The organism is Francisella sp. 19X1-34, assembly GCF_041102755.1.
In the GTDB taxonomy this organism is placed as follows: domain Bacteria; phylum Pseudomonadota; class Gammaproteobacteria; order Francisellales; family Francisellaceae; genus Francisella.
This window is the reverse complement of the sequence record NZ_JBGCTX010000005.1, coordinates 22,688-39,935: the sequence shown is the minus strand read 5'-3', so window position 1 is coordinate 39,935 and position 17,248 is coordinate 22,688. Positions and strand designations below refer to the sequence as shown.

Here is a 17,248-nt window from a genome sequence, read left to right as displayed (position 1 = left end):
ATAAGCTAAATTATTCTTTCAGTTTTTCATTATTTACAATTTTTGTTTACTAGTACTAGACACTTCAAGTTTATTACTTGTTGGTTCTTGTTTATCTGAAATAACAGTATTGCTTGTATCAATGTTTTGTTGAGTCGGTGGCGGAGTCACATACTTAAATTGATCATCTGCTGAGGTAGAGCATGATATTAATGCTAAAGTAGTAATGCTTAATGATAAAAGTTTTATATTTTTCATGCTTAAATTTTATTAATGAATAGATTATATATTATTAATAATCATATCAGATTTATGTATAATTTAAGTAAACTTAACTGTTTATAATTTTAAAATCTTTACGTATAATGTTGCGAACAGGTATGTGAAAAAGTAAAGAAACATAAATTTTTAGGATTAATTATGCAAGATAACTCCCTTTCTCTAATTCAGTTAATATGGCATGCAAACTTTATTGTTCAGCTTATAATGATAGCTTTGATTGCTATGTCAGTTTACTCTTGGGCTATAATGCTTGAAGTGAATAATCGTGTAAAAAAATACTGTCATGAACAAACACAGTTTGATAAATTATTTTGGGCGGGTCATCATATTCAAAAGCTTTATGATTATTACTTACAGCATAAAGAAAATATCTTTGGTAAATCAATAATATTCTGCTCGGCTTTAAGAGAGTTTAATAATCTTAAAGAAACGGGCATCTTAAAAGGTGATACTATACTTGAAGGTATGGAAAGAACTGTAAGTATAGCTATTGCTCAAGAAGCTAAAGAGTTAGATAGAAAGCTTCCGGCATTAGGTACAATTGGTGCAGTTGCTCCATATATTGGTTTAGTAGGTACTGTTTGGGGAATTATGTCTTCATTTAATACTCTTGGAGGTGTTGAGCAAGCTACAATATCTGTTGTAGCGCCTCATATTGCAGAGGCTCTGATTGCAACAGCTCTTGGTTTATTTGTGGCTATCCCAGCGGTTATTGGACATAGCAGATTATCAAATCAGGTGGATGATGTATTATCTAGTTATGAATCATTTCAAGATGACTTATGTATCTTGCTTTTAAAAGAGGCGCACAGAGATCAAGTCCATTATCAAAATCAAGAAAGCTAGTAAAGGCTTTTAGATATGAGAAAAAGAAATAAGAAATTCTATCGCAAAAAACGACCAATGGTACAGATCAATGTAGTCCCCTATATTGATGTTATGCTTGTGCTATTGGTTATTTTTATGATTACTACACCTATTTTAACTCAAGGTGTAAAAGTTGATTTACCAAAAGCTAGGTCAGAAAAAATTCCATCTAACGATAGTAAGCCAATAGTTGTTACTGTAAATAAGCAAGGTGAGTATTTTGTTAATCAAGGGGTTAGTGATCCAAAAGCACCACTGAGCCCTACAAGTCTTGCAAATGCTGTAATTAAGTTATCACAACAGAACCCTGGTAAGCCAGTATATGTTAGGGGTGACAGTAGTGCTAGTTATGGAGAGGTAGTAAAAGCAATGGCTCTTATCCAAAGAGCAGGCGTTGACAAAGTGGGGTTAGTCACAGAAGATGGCAAATCTTAATTACCAAAAGTTATTACAATCTTTTAAAAAGCAGGTTGAGCATAATCCTTTTGTGTTTAAAGCTATACTTGTGCATATTGCTATAGTTATAATCTTGTATATTCTATCTTATATAAGTATTTTGAGATTTGATTCCACCTCAGCATCTTTAAAAGCAGAAATTGCAGATACTCCAAAGCAAATGCAAGTTATTCAAGCTACGTCAATAAGTAGTAGCGAACTTAATAAACAAATATCTAATTATGAAAATCATCAGCAAGAGTTGCGTCAAGCTAGACAAGATGTAAAACAGGCTAAGCAAGAGGCTTTGCAAAAGCATAAGTTATTGATGAAGCAAAAAGCAGAAGCAGAACGTAGAGCTCGAATTGAAGCGAAAAAAAAGGCAGCTCTAGAAGCTAAGCGAAAAGAGCAAGAAAAACAGCGTAAGTTAGAACAGCAAAAGCAAGCCAAATTAGAAGCAGTGCGTAAAGCTAAAGAAGATGCTAAGAAAAAGGCCAAAGAAGAAGCTAAGCGAAAAGAGCAAGAAAAACAGCGTAAGTTAGAACAACAAAAACAAGCTAAATTAGAAGCCGAGCGTAAAGCACGTCAACAAAGATTAGCAAAAGCAAGAGCAGAAGCAATAGCCGCAGCTAAAAGACAAGCTGAGCAAAATCAGGCTCAAAGAGCAATTTCTAGTTATATAGCAGAGTATCAAACTAGAGTTGGAGATAACTGGATTAAGGATCCGTGTAGAGGGATTTATAATTTACCAAGAGCTATTATTAGAGATGGTAGATTTATTAAATTAACTGGCACTTCTGGTAGTTATAGGTGTGATCAGTCTTTGATCAATGCTATTAAGAATACAACTCCTCCGCAGATTTCAAATAGTGCGGCGCGAAAAACTATACAAACGGAAAATATAAGTTTTATCTTTAAACAAACTTGATAAGGAATAATAATGAAAAAAATCATTTTGAGCTTTTCAGTATTAATTTTTTTAGTATCTAATATATATGCAGATTTAGTTGCAGAGGTTACAACTGGAGTTATACAAAAACCTTTAGTTTCAGTAATGAGTAATGATGTTGTTGACCAGTTCTCTCAAAATGTGAATTCTGTGATTGTTGCAGACCTTAATCATAATGCTAAATTGCAAGGCTCAGATACTATAAAGTATGAGATAAAACAAAAGCATGATATTCCTTGGAAGAAGATTAAAGGAGATTATGTTGTTTTAACTAAATATACTAAGAACTCCTATAATAGCTACACTGTAGAAGTTCAGATTTTAAAGAGAAATGATACAAGTTATATCCAATCAGTTACATATAGAAATATTAATGTTTCTCTTATGAGAACGTTAGCACATAAGATTTCAAACTATGTTTATAAGAAACTTACTGGGGAGCAAGGCTTCTTCTTAACGAAACTTGCCTATGTTAAAGTAAGTAACCCATATGCTAGATATGGTAGAGTTTATGAGCTTGTTATATCTGACTATGATGGATTTAATAAACATACAGTGCTTAGACAAACTGATAATCCAATTGCGACACCATCATGGTCTGCTGATGGTAAAGATATTGTTTACTCAAGCTATAGTAGTGGTAGCATGGGAGTTTATGACTTGCAAATAGCTACTGGGAAAGTTACTCCTTTAACTAACTTTAAAGGTATAAATAGCTCACCATCATTCTCTCCTAATGATAGAAGTATTGCTTTAGCTTTATCTAAAGGTAATTCAGATCAGACAAATATATATATCATGAATCTGGCAACAAAAGCGCTTAAAAGATTGACTATCAATGGTATAAATACGGCTCCAAGGTTTTCACCAAATGGCAGAAGCATTGTATTTACATCTGATAGGGGTAATGGCAGACCTAATATTTATGTAGCACCAGTAAACTCTAAATACCCACAATCTTCAAGATTAAGCACCAAAATATACCAAGGATATGAACCTAATTATACACCTAATGGTAGAGATATAGTGTTTATGTATCAAAGATCACGTTCAAGTGGTATTCAAATAGCAGATTTTAATTTAGCTAGTGGCAATATAACTACTTTAACAAAAGGTAAGTCTGATAGCTCACCAACTGTCTCACCATATGGAAATATGATTGCATACATTTCTACAAATTCGAAAGGCTATAGTTCTTTAGATATGGTATCATTAGATGGAGATAATCACTTTAGTGTTGAGGCCGCAAGTAACGGTGGTACTATAATTCAGTCACCAAGCTGGTCACCAAGAAACTATTAAGGGGCATGCATGAGGATTTTTACTAAATTTTACACCTTCGTTATTATTGCAGCATTACTGACAGGGTGTGCTTGGTATAAAGGTCCTCCTTTACAAGCAAATGCAGATGCTGATCTTAGTGGCTCTGCATTAAATAAAACATCAGGAGCTAATATTTTTAGTACACTCAAATCAGCTCAAAAGGATGGAAGCGGATATACTGGGTTTGCTGATGATGGTGGTAATTTTGAAACCACAAGTTTTGATAATGTTGCGTAATAAAATTTAAATAGGAGTTGTAAACTATGAAAAAGAGTCTTTTAAGTATAGCGGTAGTAGGTTCTGTACTTATGTTAGCAAGTTGTTCTAGTACTAGACCAGATAATAGTGACTTAATTAAAGATAAGTATGCTGGAGTTGATAGCTCACAAGCTTTACAAATGTCTTCACAAATTTATGGATCTGATAACTTAAGTTCTGATGAAGTCGATCAAATGAAAAAAGAACTTATGGGAATTAACTGTAGATCGGTATACTTTGGTTTTGATAGCTATAATATCACTGATGATGCTAAAGATTGTTTAGATAAAACAGCTGATTACTTGATAGCTCATCCAAATCAACCAATTAAGCTATCAGGTAATACTGACCCAAGAGGAAGTGAAAAATATAACTTTAACCTAGGTCAAAAACGTGCAGAATCTGTTTATAATTACCTCCTAAATAAAGGTGTAAGTAAAGACCAAATATGCGTGGTTAGCTATGGTAAATTAAAACCTGCAGCAGAACCAACTAAGTTCTATGATGAGTTCTGTACTGATGGTGTAAATGATGCTTGTATGTATAAAGCCTCTGAAAAAGCATATTATTTAGATAGAAGAACAGAGCTTGATTTTGGTGTTAAATGTGACCAAACTGATTCTTCTGCTCAATCTAATTACTAGATCTAAATCTATCTTTATCTATTTTTTTTAGTTAAATTCATCTACAATAGTCCATAATTTTTTATTAAGTTTAATTATTATGATTAAAATTCCTAAAATTGGTTTTGTTAGTTTAGGTTGTCCTAAAAATCTTGTTGACTCTGAGCGTATTATTACAAAGTTAAAAGCTGAAGGTTATGACTTAGTTGATAGTTATGATAATGCTGATATGGTTATCGTTAATACATGTGGATTTTTAAATTCTGCTATTGATGAGTCTTTAGAGGTTATTGGTGAGGCAATTGCTGAGAATGGTAAAGTCTTAGTAACAGGCTGTTTGGGTAATAAAGCTGATTTAATTAAAGAAAAACATCCAGGAGTTCTAAGCATCACTGGTCCTCAGGATTATGGGAACTTAATAGAAGCAGTACATACACATGCACCTATATTTGCTAATGATTTTGTATCTTTGGTACCACCACAAGGAATTAAGCTTACTCCAAGACATTATTCATATCTAAAAATATCAGAAGGATGTAACAATACTTGTACTTTTTGTATTATTCCAGATATTCGTGGTAAGTTAAAAAGTCGTTCTATAGACAATATCATGAAAGAAGCTGAAAAGCTTAAAAATGCTGGAGTAAAAGAGCTACTTGTAATATCACAAGATACATCTGCTTATGGTGTTGATATTAAGTATAAGCCCGGAATATGGAATGATAAAGAGTATCAAAGTAATATTTTAGATCTTGCTACAGCTCTTGGCGATTTAGATATGTGGACAAGAATGCATTATGTGTATCCATACCCTCATGTTGATAAAGTTGTACCACTTATGGCTCAGGGAAAGATACTTCCTTATTTAGATGTACCTTTGCAACATTCGTCACCAGAGGTTTTAAAAAGGATGAAGCGCCCAGCACATACGCAAAAGACTCTTGATAGAATCAATAAATGGCGTGATATTTGCCCAGATATAACTATTCGTAGTACTTTTATAGTTGGCTTCCCAGGCGAAACAGAAGCTGACTTTGAACACTTATTAGATTTTGCTGAAAAAGCTCAACTAGATAGAGTTGGTTGTTTTAAATACTCTGAAGTTGAAGGAGCTAAGGCTAACCAGTTTGATAATCTGATTTCTGAAGAAGTTAAGCAACAAAGGCTAGATGAATTTATGGGGCTACAGGCTCAAATAAGTGCAGATAAGCTTGAAGGCTTTGTTGGTACAGAGCAGCAGATTATAATTGATTCAATAAATCCTGACGAAAACTATGCAATTGGCCGCACAAGATATGATGCTCCAGAAGTAGATGGACAAGTTATTGTTGGTGATGCAGTAGAAAGAGGTTTGAAAGTAGGTGAGTTTGCTAATGTTGAGATTACTGAATCTACTGAATATGATCTAATAGCTGACTAGATTCTTTTTATTAAACTTTCTTAATATTTATTTATCCGTATAAAAAAATCATAATCTTATTTGTATACTTGGAGTATTAACCTTTTATTTTGAGAAAGTACTGTGAGTAGTAATTTAGTTGTTATAGGAGCTTCTGGTTCTATAGGCCATGCCATAATCAAGAGGTTAATATATTTATATCCAGATGCTAATATATATGCTTTTTCACGTTCTAAAGTAAACAATTGTGTAGAAGGTGTAGTTTATCAATATATTAACTATGATGATGAGTCAACAATTAAGGAAGCTGCAAAATATGTCTATGAAAAATCAGGAGCTGTTAATTTAGTTTTTGTCGCTACTGGTATACTACATACCTCTGAAATAAAACCAGAGAAAGCACTAAAAGAATTATCAGCTGATAAATTTATTGAGCTTTTTAAAGCAAATACAATATTTCCGGCTTTGGTCGCAAAGCATTTTATACCTAAATTAGCAAAAGATACTAAGTCTGTATTTGCAGCGATTTCTGCACGTGTTGGTAGTATCTCTGATAATAAGCTTGGTGGTTGGTATGCATATAGAGCGTCAAAGGCTGCTTTAAATATGTTTATCAAAACTGCAAGTGTTGAAACTAAGCGTTTAAATCCAAACGCTGTAATAGTTGGGGTACATCCAGGGACTGTAGATAGTCATTTATCAGAACCTTTTCAAGCAAGAGTGCCTCAAGGAAAACTTTTCACTCCAGAGTATTCAGCTTGTAAGTTAATTGAAGTATTATATGGTTTGAAACTACAAGATAGTGGTAAATGTTTTGCATGGGATGGTAAAGAGATTATTCCATAGTTAAATTTTTAGAAGCATTTGTTAGGAATAAGTATATTAAAGCAATGCTGGGTAGATCGTGTAATTATTAGATAGAAGTTATTTATAGATATTATTTTGAATCTGCAAGTTTCTGATTAATTTGATTAAGTACGATTGTGGCATTCGTTTTACTATCATCTTTAATATAAAGAGCAGATTGGTTAGGATTGTTTTTAGCAGATTGGACTACTATATCAATAGTGTCGCCTGTTGGCGATACCGCTTTGATCTCAGATTTCTTCTCATCAACAGTTTGTTCTTTTGTAACATATTTACTTTCTTTTAATACTTCTGTAGCAGCAGCAAATACGGTTTCTCTATTCTTGGCATAAGCATTATATGCGTCAGGATCTTCCATCCATTTATATGCTAAAGCACCTACTGCGACACTGGCTAAAACTAAACCTGTTACAGCAACAGCTGCAGTTGTACATGATGTAATCGACATAGAAGCTGCTAACAGCGTTGCTATTATTATTGTTTTTTTCTTCATCATAATTTCACCTCACGAGGTTGTTATTTGTCATATGAGTTAATAGTCTAACAATTTCATTATATCAAGCTGCTATGGTTTTCCAAGCTTGTTTTTAATTTTAAATGTTATAAAAGATATAAATCTATGCTTAAATAGTTTAAAAGAATTTATTTATTAAATATAAAAATGAGTTTTATCCAAAAGTATTTTGCAATTGTAGTGATATTAGGAGTTGTTTTAGCAATCTCAATACCTTCTATATTTACACCATTAAAGCCTTATATTACCTATTTATTAGCTGCTATTATGCTGGTTATAGGACTACATTTACAAACGAAAGATTTTGTCAAAGTAGCTAAGCTTAAATACAAATTAGCCGTCATATTACTGCTAAAATTAATAATTACACCTATAGTTGCTTTTATAGTAGGTAAACTATTGGGATTAAATCTACCGGCGTTGGTAGGTCTGGTAATTGTTGGAGCTTGTCCTGGTGGTACAGCTTCTGGAGTGATGGCTCTATTAGCTAGAGCAAATATTTCGTTAACTGTTAGTTTGACGTTTTTAACAACATTACTAGCCCCAATATTTATGCCATTAATTATTTATATCTTTTTTTCAAAGAGTATTAAATTAGATTGGCTTGGTATGTTTGAAACTATGGCTATAATAGTTATTGTTCCAATAGCATTAGGAATTTTAATTAGTAAGTTTAGTAGATTAAATGAGTCTGTCTTAAACAAAATATCCAATATTCCAATTCTTTTAATTATATTAATAGTAATGATAGTAACAGCACTAAATAAGCACACTATGATGCTTATACCTATAGATATCATTATAAGTGTCATAGTTCTTAGTATATTCGCTAATATCTTAGGATACTTAATAGGAAAGTTTTTAGGCTTGGATATTGATAGTAGATTAGCTTTACTTTTTGAATTTAGTATATTAGACGTTGGTTTAGGAATTGTGATAGCTTTGGTATTTTTTGGAAATCAGGCAGCTATTGCTGCAACATTTTATGCTATTTGGCAAAATATCATTGGTCCAATTATTGTTAATATTGTAAATATTCGTCGAAATATTAAAGCAAAGTAAATTTCCCTTAACACCTATTGACAAATTATTCTAATTTAGAATATAATATCTAAAAATATCTAAATAAGACTTTCATGAAATCTAAATTTGAAGAATATTCTAATATAGCTGAAGCTATAAGTAAGTTGCTATATCCATTTGCTGAAGTAGTTATTCATGATCTTAAAAAAAAGCAGATAAAAGCTATTTTTAACCCTATATCTAAAAGGGAAGTGGGAGATTCTTCATATATGGATCATATTGGATTAGATGTTTACGATGAGCTTCCTAAAGTAATAGGACCTTATGAAAAGCTTAATTATGATGGTCGTAAAATCAAAAGTATTATAACTGTAATTGAGAATGATAAAGGCAATGTTATTGGGACACTTTGTGTAAATTTAGATATTTCTATCTTTGATAAGTATCAAGGATTAATAAATGCATTTTTAAAGAATAACGACGATAAAATGTCTGAGCAAAAGCAGAGCCTATTTAAAGATACACTGTATGAGAAAATAAATAAATTTGTGCAGAAGTATTGTATTGAAAAAAGTTTATCAATAGATAATATGACTCGTTCTCAGAAAAAAGACTTAATCTTGGAGCTCAAAAACCAAGGTGCATTAGATGGTAAAAACGCAAGTCAATACATAGCTAGAGCATTAGGTGTTAGTAGAGCTACTGTTTATAACTATCTTAAATAATTAATTCTAAAAGGAACAAAAAATGTTAGTGATTATTTTAGGAGCTATTGTTGGCTTTGTGGCTAGCTTTATCTCAACTTTATTAGGTGGTGGTGCTGGATTAATAGCTGTCCCAGCATTTTACTATATTATTGTCCATATTTATGGGCCATCGTATGCAATGCAAATAGCTCTTGCAACTTGTTTCGGGATGTCGGTTTTTCTTAGCTTAATGGCTACATATAAGCATTATAGGAGAGGTAACATTCATTTAGGGGAGCTTAGGTATTATTTATTATATTTAGCTATAGGATCTATTTTAGGAGGGTTAATAGCTAAATATATAAATACTGACTTGCTAAAGATAATATTTGCATTCTTACTATTTGGTAGTGGTATTTGGATGATATCACATAATGATAATAAAGTTATAAAGCTCCCAAGAGCTTCTAGATATAGTATATTTGGTCTTTGTGGAGTTTTAAGTGTATTGGCAAGTTCGACAACATTTGCAACAATGTTTTTTGTTAAGATTGGGACTGATATTAAAAAAGCTATAGCAATTACTAGCGTATGTGTATTTATTACAGCAGGTATTGGTACACTTATGCTTACTTGTGGAGTGTCTGTAAATGTTCCATCAACACTTGGATATTTAAGTATACCTTTGCTTTTATCTTCAATACCATTTGCCTTATTGGGAAGCATTATAGCTGTAAATTATCTGGGTGTTATATCCCCTAGATTACTTAAATCTTTATTTGTAATTTTGATGTTTGTTTCAGGCGTTATTATGGTTATCTAAAAAGTTGAAAATATAAGCTTTTACTGTATACTTTATATTTCTTTGGAGAGGTGGCCGAGTGGTTGAAGGCGCACGCCTGGAAAGCGTGTATAGCTTAACAGCTATCGAGAGTTCGAATCTCTTCCTCTCCGCCATATATTTTTAATATATCTTATTGAAACTAGGTAATGCCATAAGTTAAATAACGAGTAAGTGTTGTATACTTTCTTTTAATATACCTAGATTAAAAGTACAATGTGGATAAAAAGTTATACAAATAAAATTTATGTCATATACTATTCATAAACCTTTTTCTGAAGGTATTCCTTTATTATTTGATTCACCACATAGCGGTTTTATTTTTCCTTTAGAGTTTAAAACATGTGCGAGTCTTGAGGCATTAAAGAGTGGCTGTGACTGGTATGTTGATCAACTTTGGCAGGAGTCACTAAAGTATGGTGCAACTATACTATCAGCATCTTTTCCAAGAGCATTTATTGATCCAAATAGGGCTGTTACTGATATCGATTTAGATTTAATTGAGGGTGAGTGGACTAGAGAAATCCATACTACTGACTATTCAAAAAGAGGAATGGGACTTATCCGTAGATATGCATTACCAAATCAGCCGATGTATGCAAGTAAGCTATCTGTTGAAGAAGTTGTTGAAAGAATAGATAAGTATTATCTTCCTTATCGCAATAAGTTAGCTGAGTTACTTCAAGAGAAAAAAAACAAGTTTGGGCGAGCATATCATGTTGACTGTCATTCGATGAAATCAAAAGGTAATAAGATGAATATTGATGCTGGAGCACCTAGACCTGATTTTGTAATAAGTGATGCCGAAGGAACAACAAGCGAAAAAGAGTTTGTAAAACTATGTATTGAGACATTAGAATCGCAAGGTTATAGCATTAGCTATAATCACCCTTATAAAGGAGGAGATATTGTTCGTAGTTGTAGCGACCCTAGTATGAATATTCATAGCGTGCAAATAGAAATTAATAGAGCTCTATATTTGGACGAAACTCGTTATGTGAAAAAAGAAGGTTTTATTAACTTGCAAACTAATCTTGGTATTTTAAGCCAAAAGCTTTCTAATTATGTTAAATCTAAATTAGCCAATAATTAGGAAAAGTCATGGATAGTAAAAATAATAAATCTAAGAAGCTATTGCATCCTGTACTGTTGATGCTAATAGTTCTTTTTCTATGCTTGGTTTTAAGTTATTTAATTCCATCGGGTACTTTTTCTTATAGTGGTAAAAATGTTATACCAAATAGTTATACTGCAATTAAAAATGCTCACTTTAGCTTAACAAATTTATTTTTAGTTCACTCAAAGCAAACCTCTTCAGGTTTAGGGATTTTAGATATATTTCTTGCGATACCTGATGGGTTCAAAAATTATTCTACTTTAATAATGATGGTGTTGATTATTGGTGGAATGTTTGGAGTATTACAAGAAACTGGATTAATAGAAAAAGGTATAGATCGTTTATTAGTCTTGACTAAGGCAAATTTATATTTGCTTACTTTCACTTTGATGGTTATTCTAAGCTTAGGAAGTACATTTGTTGGGTTGATATCAGAATATCTAATTATTATTCCTATTATAGTAGCTTTAATGTCGCGCTTTGGGCTATCTAATTTAGTAGGTCTTGCTGTAGTTGCCATTTCAGCTAAGCTAGGTTATATAGCATCTGTAACTAATCCATTTGCCTTATCTGTTGCCCAGCCAATAGCAGGTATTCCAGTATTAAGCGGTATACCATTTCGTTTTTGTGCATATATATTATTATTGATTGCAGGTTGTACATATATGTTTTTTTATATTAAGAAACAGGCTGTTATACCAGTAGTAATAGATCATCATAAAACAGAAAAGCTTGATAAGACAAGTTTTGCACTATTAATTTTAATAGTTATAGCTATAGTTTTCTTAATTTATGCTCAGCATCATTGGGCATGGAATACTAACCAATTAAGTACTTTCTATATTATATTTTCTTTATTAATCTCAATAGTTGCTCGTCTAAATCCAAGTGTTGCAGCTGAAGCATTTATATCAGGAATGCGCAGAATGGTTTTAGCAGCAGTTTTAATTGGAATGGCTGGAGCTGTTGATATCTTACTAAAGAAATCTATGATATTAGACACGATAATTTATGATCTAAGTAGTCTATTACAGTTTGGTGATGGAATTATTTCTACTAATATTATGATGTTTATTCAAATGATTTTGGATGTTCTAATCCCTTCAACATCAGGCCAAGCAGCTGTGACATTACCGATATTAGTTCCTGTTGGGCATCAATTACATGTGACTGCTCAAAGTACTGTTTCAGCATTTTTATTTGGCAATGGATTATCAAATATGATTACTCCTACATCGGGGATGCTTTTAGCATATTTAGCTACTGCTCGAGTTAATTATTTAAGTTGGTTAAGATTCATTTTTCCTTTATTTGTAATATTTCTGGTGATTTTATGTATTATGCTAAGTTTATCGAGCTTTTTTTAATATAAATAGCAGATATCACTAATACAACCCAAGCAATCATTAAAGTAGTGCCGCCAATGGGAGCAAGCTTTAGAATGCTAGGAAGATTAAACACTATAGAAATATAAATACTAAAGCTAAAAAGTAGTGTTCCTATGATAAATAAAAAACTACTTAACTTAAGTAATACGCTTTGACCAAGTTGCTTGCTACTCAAAAGAGCTATACCAATACCACTAATCACAATAGCATATATCTGATTGTAGCGTAAAGCGGTCATAATAAAATCAAAATGCTCTGCTGAAATTTGAGTTTTGAGTCCATGCTCTGCATATGCTCCAAAAGCTACAGAGATAAAACCTAGAATCGCTCCTATTGCTAGATTCATCTTTTCTCCTTGGTTATAAAAATTGATAAGATAAGTTGTTATAGAAATAGTGAAGTCGCTTTTATAGCTCCATATTTTTTTATATTTATATATGCTTGTTTATAAAGCTGAACAAATGTGATGTCATTACTTAAACTATGGAATATATCTTTGATTTTTATAAATGCAACAGGGTCGCTATTTCCAGTAATAAAATCAAGAAGCATTTGCTTTTTATTATCAACGATTTCTATTTTTTTGCCACTTTCATCTACTCCATCTAGATATGCTCTCCAAGATGCTATAATCAATGCAGATAGTTTTAGATCTTTGCCTTTATTAATTTGTTCATTAATTGCTGGAAGATTAAAAACAGGGATTCTATCGCTTGTAAATTCACATATTCTTTGAAGAGTATCTGCAATATTTGGATTAGCGAATCTCTCTATTAGGCTATGCTGGTATTCATTTAAGTTTATGCCAGGAACAGGGTCAAGAGTTGCTTCAACTTCATGCTTTATGTATTTCAAAAGAAATTTTTGAATAGTTTCATCTTGAGCTGACTCATGAACATAACGATATCCATGTAAGTATCCTAAATATGCTAAAGCTTGGTGAGATGAGTTAAGAAGTCTAAGTTTCATTTTCTCATACGGAGATACATCTTTGACAAACTGAGCGCCAGCAAGTTCCCATTTTGGCCTACCTGCTACAAAGTTATCTTCTATAACCCATTGAGTAAATGGCTCACAAACTACAGGCCATTTATCTTCGATACCAAACTGATTTAGAAGCATTTTTTTGTCTTGATCAGTGGTTTTTGGGGTTATGCGATCAACCATAGAGTTTGGGAAACTGCAATTTCTTTTAGTCCAATCTTCTAGATTTGGGTCAAGTTTTGATAGGAACTCGAGAAAGGTATATTCTAATACTTTACCATTATGTTGTACATTGTCACAGCTTAGTAATGTTACACCATTAAGATTATTGGCTTTTCTGTATTTAAGAATCAATGCTAGATAGCCGAATATTGTTTTTGGAGAAGTATGATTTTTAAGATCATAATTAATTAGTTCACTATTCCAGTCAAATTTTGTTGTGTTAGGGTCAATATTATAGCCACCTTCGGTAACAGTCATAGAAACTATCGCTAAATCTGGATTTAAAGCTTTTTTAATTAGTTGGTCGTAGTCATTATAAGCATATACGTAGTCACCAATACTCCTAACTATACTAGCAGAGTTCTCACCAGCATTTGGTTTAAGCATTAGGGTATAATTGTAATCTTGTTCTTTTAGACAATTAGCCATTGTTTTATCTATTTCAAGAATTCCAACTCCTGTTAGACCCCAGCTATTATCATTGGATTTTTCCATAGCATCACCCGTGTATATAACTTGATGAGCTCTATGAAACCCTCCTACACCAAAATGAATAATTTTAGAGGTAGAAGTTGGTTTAGTATAAACTTTTATACTAGGCTTATTTTGGACTATTTTATTGATATTGTCTGAGTTAAGTTGCATATTATTCCCTTACTTATTTTTTGATGTATAAAATAGTATTTGTAACACAATGACAAAAGCAAATATTGCCCCTAAACCATTAGGTACAACGATAAACCAATCAGGTTTACATACTCCATAAACAACCCAAGATGTGAATGTTAAAAAAAGAAAGCAAAATAGGAATAACGAAAGTCCTTCAGTTGATTTTAGTTGGTAGTTCTTTTTTACTTGAGCTGGTAGTCCTAGAGCAGTATAAATAATAGTTATAATACACGCAATCCACCCAAGGATAGTAATATAATCCATACTTGTAATCCTTATTTCTTTAGAAAAAAATTATTAAAGATATTGTAATAATACAATAACAAAAATTATTAATCCAACCCAGTGATTGTCAGAAAAGGCTTTTATACAGTTAGCGATGCCTAGCTTTTTGTAGATAAAATAATTCTTGATAAAAAATAGTGCTGACGCTATTACTCCTAAATAGAAAATTATATTAAAGTGGCAGTATATACCTAAGATAAGAAGTAATACTAAAGATAGGATGTTAAATAAAAATATATATTTGAATACTTTATCACCAAATAAAACAGCGGATGATTTTATACCTATCTCTAAGTCGAAATCTCTATCAGCTAGAGCATAGACAGTATCATAAGCAATAGTCCAGCATATAGTTGATAAATAAAAAATTAAGGCCTCTAGAGGTATTTTGTTTTGTAAAGCTGAAAAAGCCATAAAAATACCAAAATTAAAAGCAAGTCCTAATACTAGCTGAGGTATAACAAAGAATCTTTTACAAAATGGATATAGTATTGCTAAAAATATTGCAACGAAAGATAATAAGATTGTAAGAGTATTTAAAAAAAGTACACAGATAAAAGCAATTAGAGTGAGAATCAAGCAAAGATAAACGGCATTTTTTACACTAAGTTTGCCACTAGTTAATGGTCGGTTACTAGTACGAGCAACATGCTTATCAAAATCAATATCAGCAATATCATTAACAATACAGCCAACTGTACGCATAATTACAACACCAAGAGTAAATATAAGCCAATATTTAATATTTGGCACTCCATGACCTGCTAAAACTAAAGCTGTAAGAGTAGGCCATAGTATCAAAAGTATTGGGATAGGACGGTGTAGCCTCATTAGCATAAAGTATGCATTTAACTTCTCTTTACTAGCCATCATATTGTTCCGGTAAAATTAGAAAATATTCAGTAATTAGAAATTTAAGTTTTTTGTCGTTTTTATATTCAAAGATAGAGCTACGAGAGAATATTTTATGCTGTTGATTTCTACCAGTCTCTTGATGAAAATCTTCGGCTGATAGCTGACGAATTATAAACTCGTCTCTATCAAATTTTGATTTATCAAAAAGTAAGTTATCACCAATTGGTTTTGTACCTAGGCTGTCGAGTTCTTGAGTAAAATGATTATAAGTATCTTTTGGTACGATTGTTCTAGCAAAAACAAAAGTCTTGTCTTTATTAGATAGAGAAATTTGTCTTACAAGAGCATCATTTACATCTAGCAGACTTGATTCTAGTGGTGTTATGTTTGTAATTTTTTGAGAGATTTTATCTAGTGTTATAGCACCATGAAATTTAGATAAACTTGTGACTAAGTTTTTAGCATCATTAAGCCAATATCTTTTAACTTTATCTAGGCTATTTTTATTTATTATATTCATATCTTAGAAATACCTTAAAGTTAAGGTTTCTTATTTTATTCTCGATTTGTATAATTATACACTTATAAAGTTATGAAATTAATAAAAGGATTCGAAAATGCGTCCAAGTGGCAGAAATAATGATCAATTACGTAATATAAAAGTTACACATAATTTTACAAAACATGCAGAGGGTTCCGTTCTTATAGAGTTTGGAGATACTAAAGTTCTTTGTATAGCTTCAGTAATACCAGGAGTACCAAGATTTAAAAAAGACTCTGGAGAAGGATGGTTAACAGCAGAATATGGCATGCTTCCTCGTTCAACACATACTAGAATGGATAGAGAAGCTGCTCGTGGTAAACAATCAGGCAGAACTCAGGAAATCCAACGTCTAATAGGTAGAGCATTACGTGCAAGTGTCGATCTAACTAAAATAGGTGAGAATACTATCAAGGTAGACTGTGATGTAATCCAAGCAGATGGCGGAACTCGCACAGCATCTATAACAGGAGCATCATTAGCTATTAAAGATGCTATTATCTATATGAAAGATAAAGGTATGATAGAGGCTGGTGTTGATCCTCTTTTATCTCAAGCAGCAGCTATTTCTGTAGGGATCTATAATAATGAGCCAGTGTTAGATCTTGATTATGATGAAGATTCTAATGCTGAGACAGATATGAATGTCGTAATGAATTCAAATGGTGGCATGATCGAAATCCAAGGAACAGCAGAAGGCAAAGATTTCTCAGAAGAAGAATTTGCAAAAATGCTAGGCTTAGCTAAAAAAGGTATTAAAGAAATATTTGAGTTAATATTTTAGGAAATAGTCTTAGATATTTTGAATATAAGAGTTTATCTTTATTAATAAATCAAAGTCTTTTGATTTTAATTCAAATAAGAAGTCTTGTAATGGCTCACTTTTTGCAAAAAGTAGTCTCTGTTCTATTTGCTTAATTTGTTCTTCTAGCGTTTTTCTTTGTTGATATAACTCTCGAAGCTCTTTATTAGTATTTTGAAAGAAGTTTTGGATGTTATCTTCTTTTTTAGCTTTTAGTTTAGTTTTAAGGTTAGAGCTAATAGCTGATGTTCTTGTTGTAGATAATTTTTTTCTACCTAATGAAAGTTTTTTGCGTGGTTGTTGATCTGACATTTATTTCACTTATTTTGCGTTAATTTT

General features: G+C 31.9%; 22 protein-coding genes and 1 tRNA gene. 15 read left to right on the top strand and 8 right to left on the bottom strand.

Features of this window, described 5'->3' with window-relative positions; translation table 11 throughout:
• Positions 1 to 33 precede the first annotated feature (33 nt).
• A complete protein-coding gene (locus tag AB8E56_RS01580) occupies positions 34 to 237 on the bottom strand; it encodes a hypothetical protein (RefSeq protein ID WP_329477259.1) in 204 nt (67 codons plus the stop codon).
• A 162-nt stretch (positions 238 to 399) separates the two neighbouring features.
• On the opposite strand from AB8E56_RS01580, the gene tolQ reads away from it, so the two are divergent.
• The 8 genes from tolQ to AB8E56_RS01540 all read left to right on the top strand — a co-directional run bounded on the left by tolQ (position 400) and on the right by AB8E56_RS01540 (position 6,961).
• The gene (gene tolQ, locus AB8E56_RS01575) at positions 400 to 1,107 is read left to right on the top strand and encodes a protein TolQ (protein WP_329477257.1); all 708 of its coding nucleotides are present in this window, start codon (positions 400 to 402) and stop codon (positions 1,105 to 1,107) included.
• 15 nt (positions 1,108 to 1,122) lie between these two features.
• Positions 1,123 to 1,563 carry a protein TolR gene (gene tolR / locus AB8E56_RS01570; RefSeq protein ID WP_329477255.1) on the top strand — a complete coding sequence of 147 codons (441 nt, stop codon included), beginning with the start codon at positions 1,123 to 1,125 and terminating at the stop codon, positions 1,561 to 1,563.
• The gene (gene tolA, locus AB8E56_RS01565; protein WP_329477253.1) at positions 1,550 to 2,491 is read left to right on the top strand and encodes a cell envelope integrity protein TolA; all 942 of its coding nucleotides are present in this window, start codon (positions 1,550 to 1,552) and stop codon (positions 2,489 to 2,491) included. Before tolR ends, tolA begins: the two co-directional genes overlap by 14 nt.
• Before the next feature lie 12 nt (positions 2,492 to 2,503).
• Positions 2,504 to 3,814 carry a translocation protein TolB gene (locus AB8E56_RS01560; protein ID WP_329477251.1) on the top strand — a complete coding sequence of 437 codons (1,311 nt, stop codon included), beginning with the start codon at positions 2,504 to 2,506 and terminating at the stop codon, positions 3,812 to 3,814.
• Between the two features lie 9 nt (positions 3,815 to 3,823).
• Complete coding sequence (locus tag AB8E56_RS01555) at positions 3,824 to 4,072, top strand: hypothetical protein (RefSeq protein WP_329477249.1); 249 nt, start codon at positions 3,824 to 3,826, stop codon at positions 4,070 to 4,072.
• Between the two features lie 26 nt (positions 4,073 to 4,098).
• A complete protein-coding gene (locus tag AB8E56_RS01550; protein ID WP_329477247.1) occupies positions 4,099 to 4,737 on the top strand; it encodes an OmpA family protein in 639 nt (212 codons plus the stop codon).
• 79 nt (positions 4,738 to 4,816) lie between these two features.
• The gene (rimO, locus tag AB8E56_RS01545; protein WP_329477245.1) at positions 4,817 to 6,136 is read left to right on the top strand and encodes a 30S ribosomal protein S12 methylthiotransferase RimO; all 1,320 of its coding nucleotides are present in this window, start codon (positions 4,817 to 4,819) and stop codon (positions 6,134 to 6,136) included.
• Positions 6,137 to 6,238: 102 nt separating this feature from the next.
• A complete protein-coding gene (locus AB8E56_RS01540) occupies positions 6,239 to 6,961 on the top strand; it encodes an SDR family NAD(P)-dependent oxidoreductase (RefSeq protein WP_329477243.1) in 723 nt (240 codons plus the stop codon).
• 91 nt (positions 6,962 to 7,052) lie between these two features.
• Here the strand turns inward: AB8E56_RS01540 and AB8E56_RS01535 are convergent, their stop codons facing one another.
• Complete coding sequence (locus tag AB8E56_RS01535) at positions 7,053 to 7,478, bottom strand: DUF3568 family protein (RefSeq protein ID WP_329477241.1); 426 nt, start codon at positions 7,476 to 7,478, stop codon at positions 7,053 to 7,055.
• A gap of 165 nt (positions 7,479 to 7,643) precedes the next feature.
• Here AB8E56_RS01535 and AB8E56_RS01530 point away from each other — a divergent pair, with 165 nt between their 5' ends.
• The 6 genes from AB8E56_RS01530 to AB8E56_RS01505 all read left to right on the top strand — a co-directional run bounded on the left by AB8E56_RS01530 (position 7,644) and on the right by AB8E56_RS01505 (position 12,530).
• On the top strand, positions 7,644 to 8,558 hold the full coding sequence (locus AB8E56_RS01530) for a bile acid:sodium symporter family protein (RefSeq protein ID WP_329477239.1): 915 nt from the start codon (positions 7,644 to 7,646) through the stop codon (positions 8,556 to 8,558).
• Between the two features lie 74 nt (positions 8,559 to 8,632).
• On the top strand, positions 8,633 to 9,244 hold the full coding sequence (locus AB8E56_RS01525; protein WP_329477236.1) for a PAS domain-containing protein: 612 nt from the start codon (positions 8,633 to 8,635) through the stop codon (positions 9,242 to 9,244).
• A 22-nt stretch (positions 9,245 to 9,266) separates the two neighbouring features.
• Complete coding sequence (locus AB8E56_RS01520) at positions 9,267 to 10,028, top strand: sulfite exporter TauE/SafE family protein (protein WP_329477234.1); 762 nt, start codon at positions 9,267 to 9,269, stop codon at positions 10,026 to 10,028.
• Positions 10,029 to 10,072: 44 nt separating this feature from the next.
• Positions 10,073 to 10,162 (top strand) — tRNA-Ser (locus AB8E56_RS01515).
• Positions 10,163 to 10,293: 131 nt separating this feature from the next.
• Complete coding sequence (locus AB8E56_RS01510; protein WP_329477232.1) at positions 10,294 to 11,139, top strand: N-formylglutamate amidohydrolase; 846 nt, start codon at positions 10,294 to 10,296, stop codon at positions 11,137 to 11,139.
• 8 nt (positions 11,140 to 11,147) lie between these two features.
• Complete coding sequence (locus AB8E56_RS01505; protein ID WP_329477231.1) at positions 11,148 to 12,530, top strand: hypothetical protein; 1,383 nt, start codon at positions 11,148 to 11,150, stop codon at positions 12,528 to 12,530.
• Here AB8E56_RS01505 and AB8E56_RS01500 read toward each other — a convergent pair.
• The 5 genes from AB8E56_RS01500 to AB8E56_RS01480 are packed head-to-tail and all read right to left on the bottom strand — an operon-like array spanning position 12,502 to position 16,086.
• The gene (locus AB8E56_RS01500; protein WP_329477229.1) at positions 12,502 to 12,897 is read right to left on the bottom strand and encodes a DUF423 domain-containing protein; all 396 of its coding nucleotides are present in this window, start codon (positions 12,895 to 12,897) and stop codon (positions 12,502 to 12,504) included. The genes AB8E56_RS01505 and AB8E56_RS01500 overlap by 29 nt on opposite strands.
• A gap of 38 nt (positions 12,898 to 12,935) precedes the next feature.
• On the bottom strand, positions 12,936 to 14,402 hold the full coding sequence (locus AB8E56_RS01495) for a mannitol dehydrogenase family protein (RefSeq protein WP_329477227.1): 1,467 nt from the start codon (positions 14,400 to 14,402) through the stop codon (positions 12,936 to 12,938).
• Between the two features lie 9 nt (positions 14,403 to 14,411).
• Entirely contained in the window at positions 14,412 to 14,690 is a 279-nt protein-coding gene (locus AB8E56_RS01490) for a SemiSWEET family transporter (protein WP_329477225.1), read from the bottom strand.
• A 33-nt stretch (positions 14,691 to 14,723) separates the two neighbouring features.
• On the bottom strand, positions 14,724 to 15,581 hold the full coding sequence (gene ubiA / locus AB8E56_RS01485) for a 4-hydroxybenzoate octaprenyltransferase (protein ID WP_329477305.1): 858 nt from the start codon (positions 15,579 to 15,581) through the stop codon (positions 14,724 to 14,726).
• On the bottom strand, positions 15,574 to 16,086 hold the full coding sequence (locus tag AB8E56_RS01480) for a chorismate lyase (RefSeq protein WP_329477223.1): 513 nt from the start codon (positions 16,084 to 16,086) through the stop codon (positions 15,574 to 15,576). The genes ubiA and AB8E56_RS01480 overlap by 8 nt, the downstream gene beginning before the upstream one ends.
• Before the next feature lie 97 nt (positions 16,087 to 16,183).
• Here AB8E56_RS01480 and rph point away from each other — a divergent pair, with 97 nt between their 5' ends.
• Positions 16,184 to 16,891: a ribonuclease PH gene (rph, locus tag AB8E56_RS01475; RefSeq protein WP_329477221.1), complete on the top strand. Its 708-nt coding sequence runs from the start codon at positions 16,184 to 16,186 to the stop codon at positions 16,889 to 16,891.
• Between the two features lie 9 nt (positions 16,892 to 16,900).
• Here rph and AB8E56_RS01470 read toward each other — a convergent pair whose 3' ends face one another.
• Positions 16,901 to 17,221, bottom strand: coding sequence for a hypothetical protein (locus AB8E56_RS01470; RefSeq protein WP_329477219.1), 321 nt, complete (start codon positions 17,219 to 17,221; stop codon positions 16,901 to 16,903).
• Between the last annotated feature and the right edge of the window lie 27 nt (positions 17,222 to 17,248).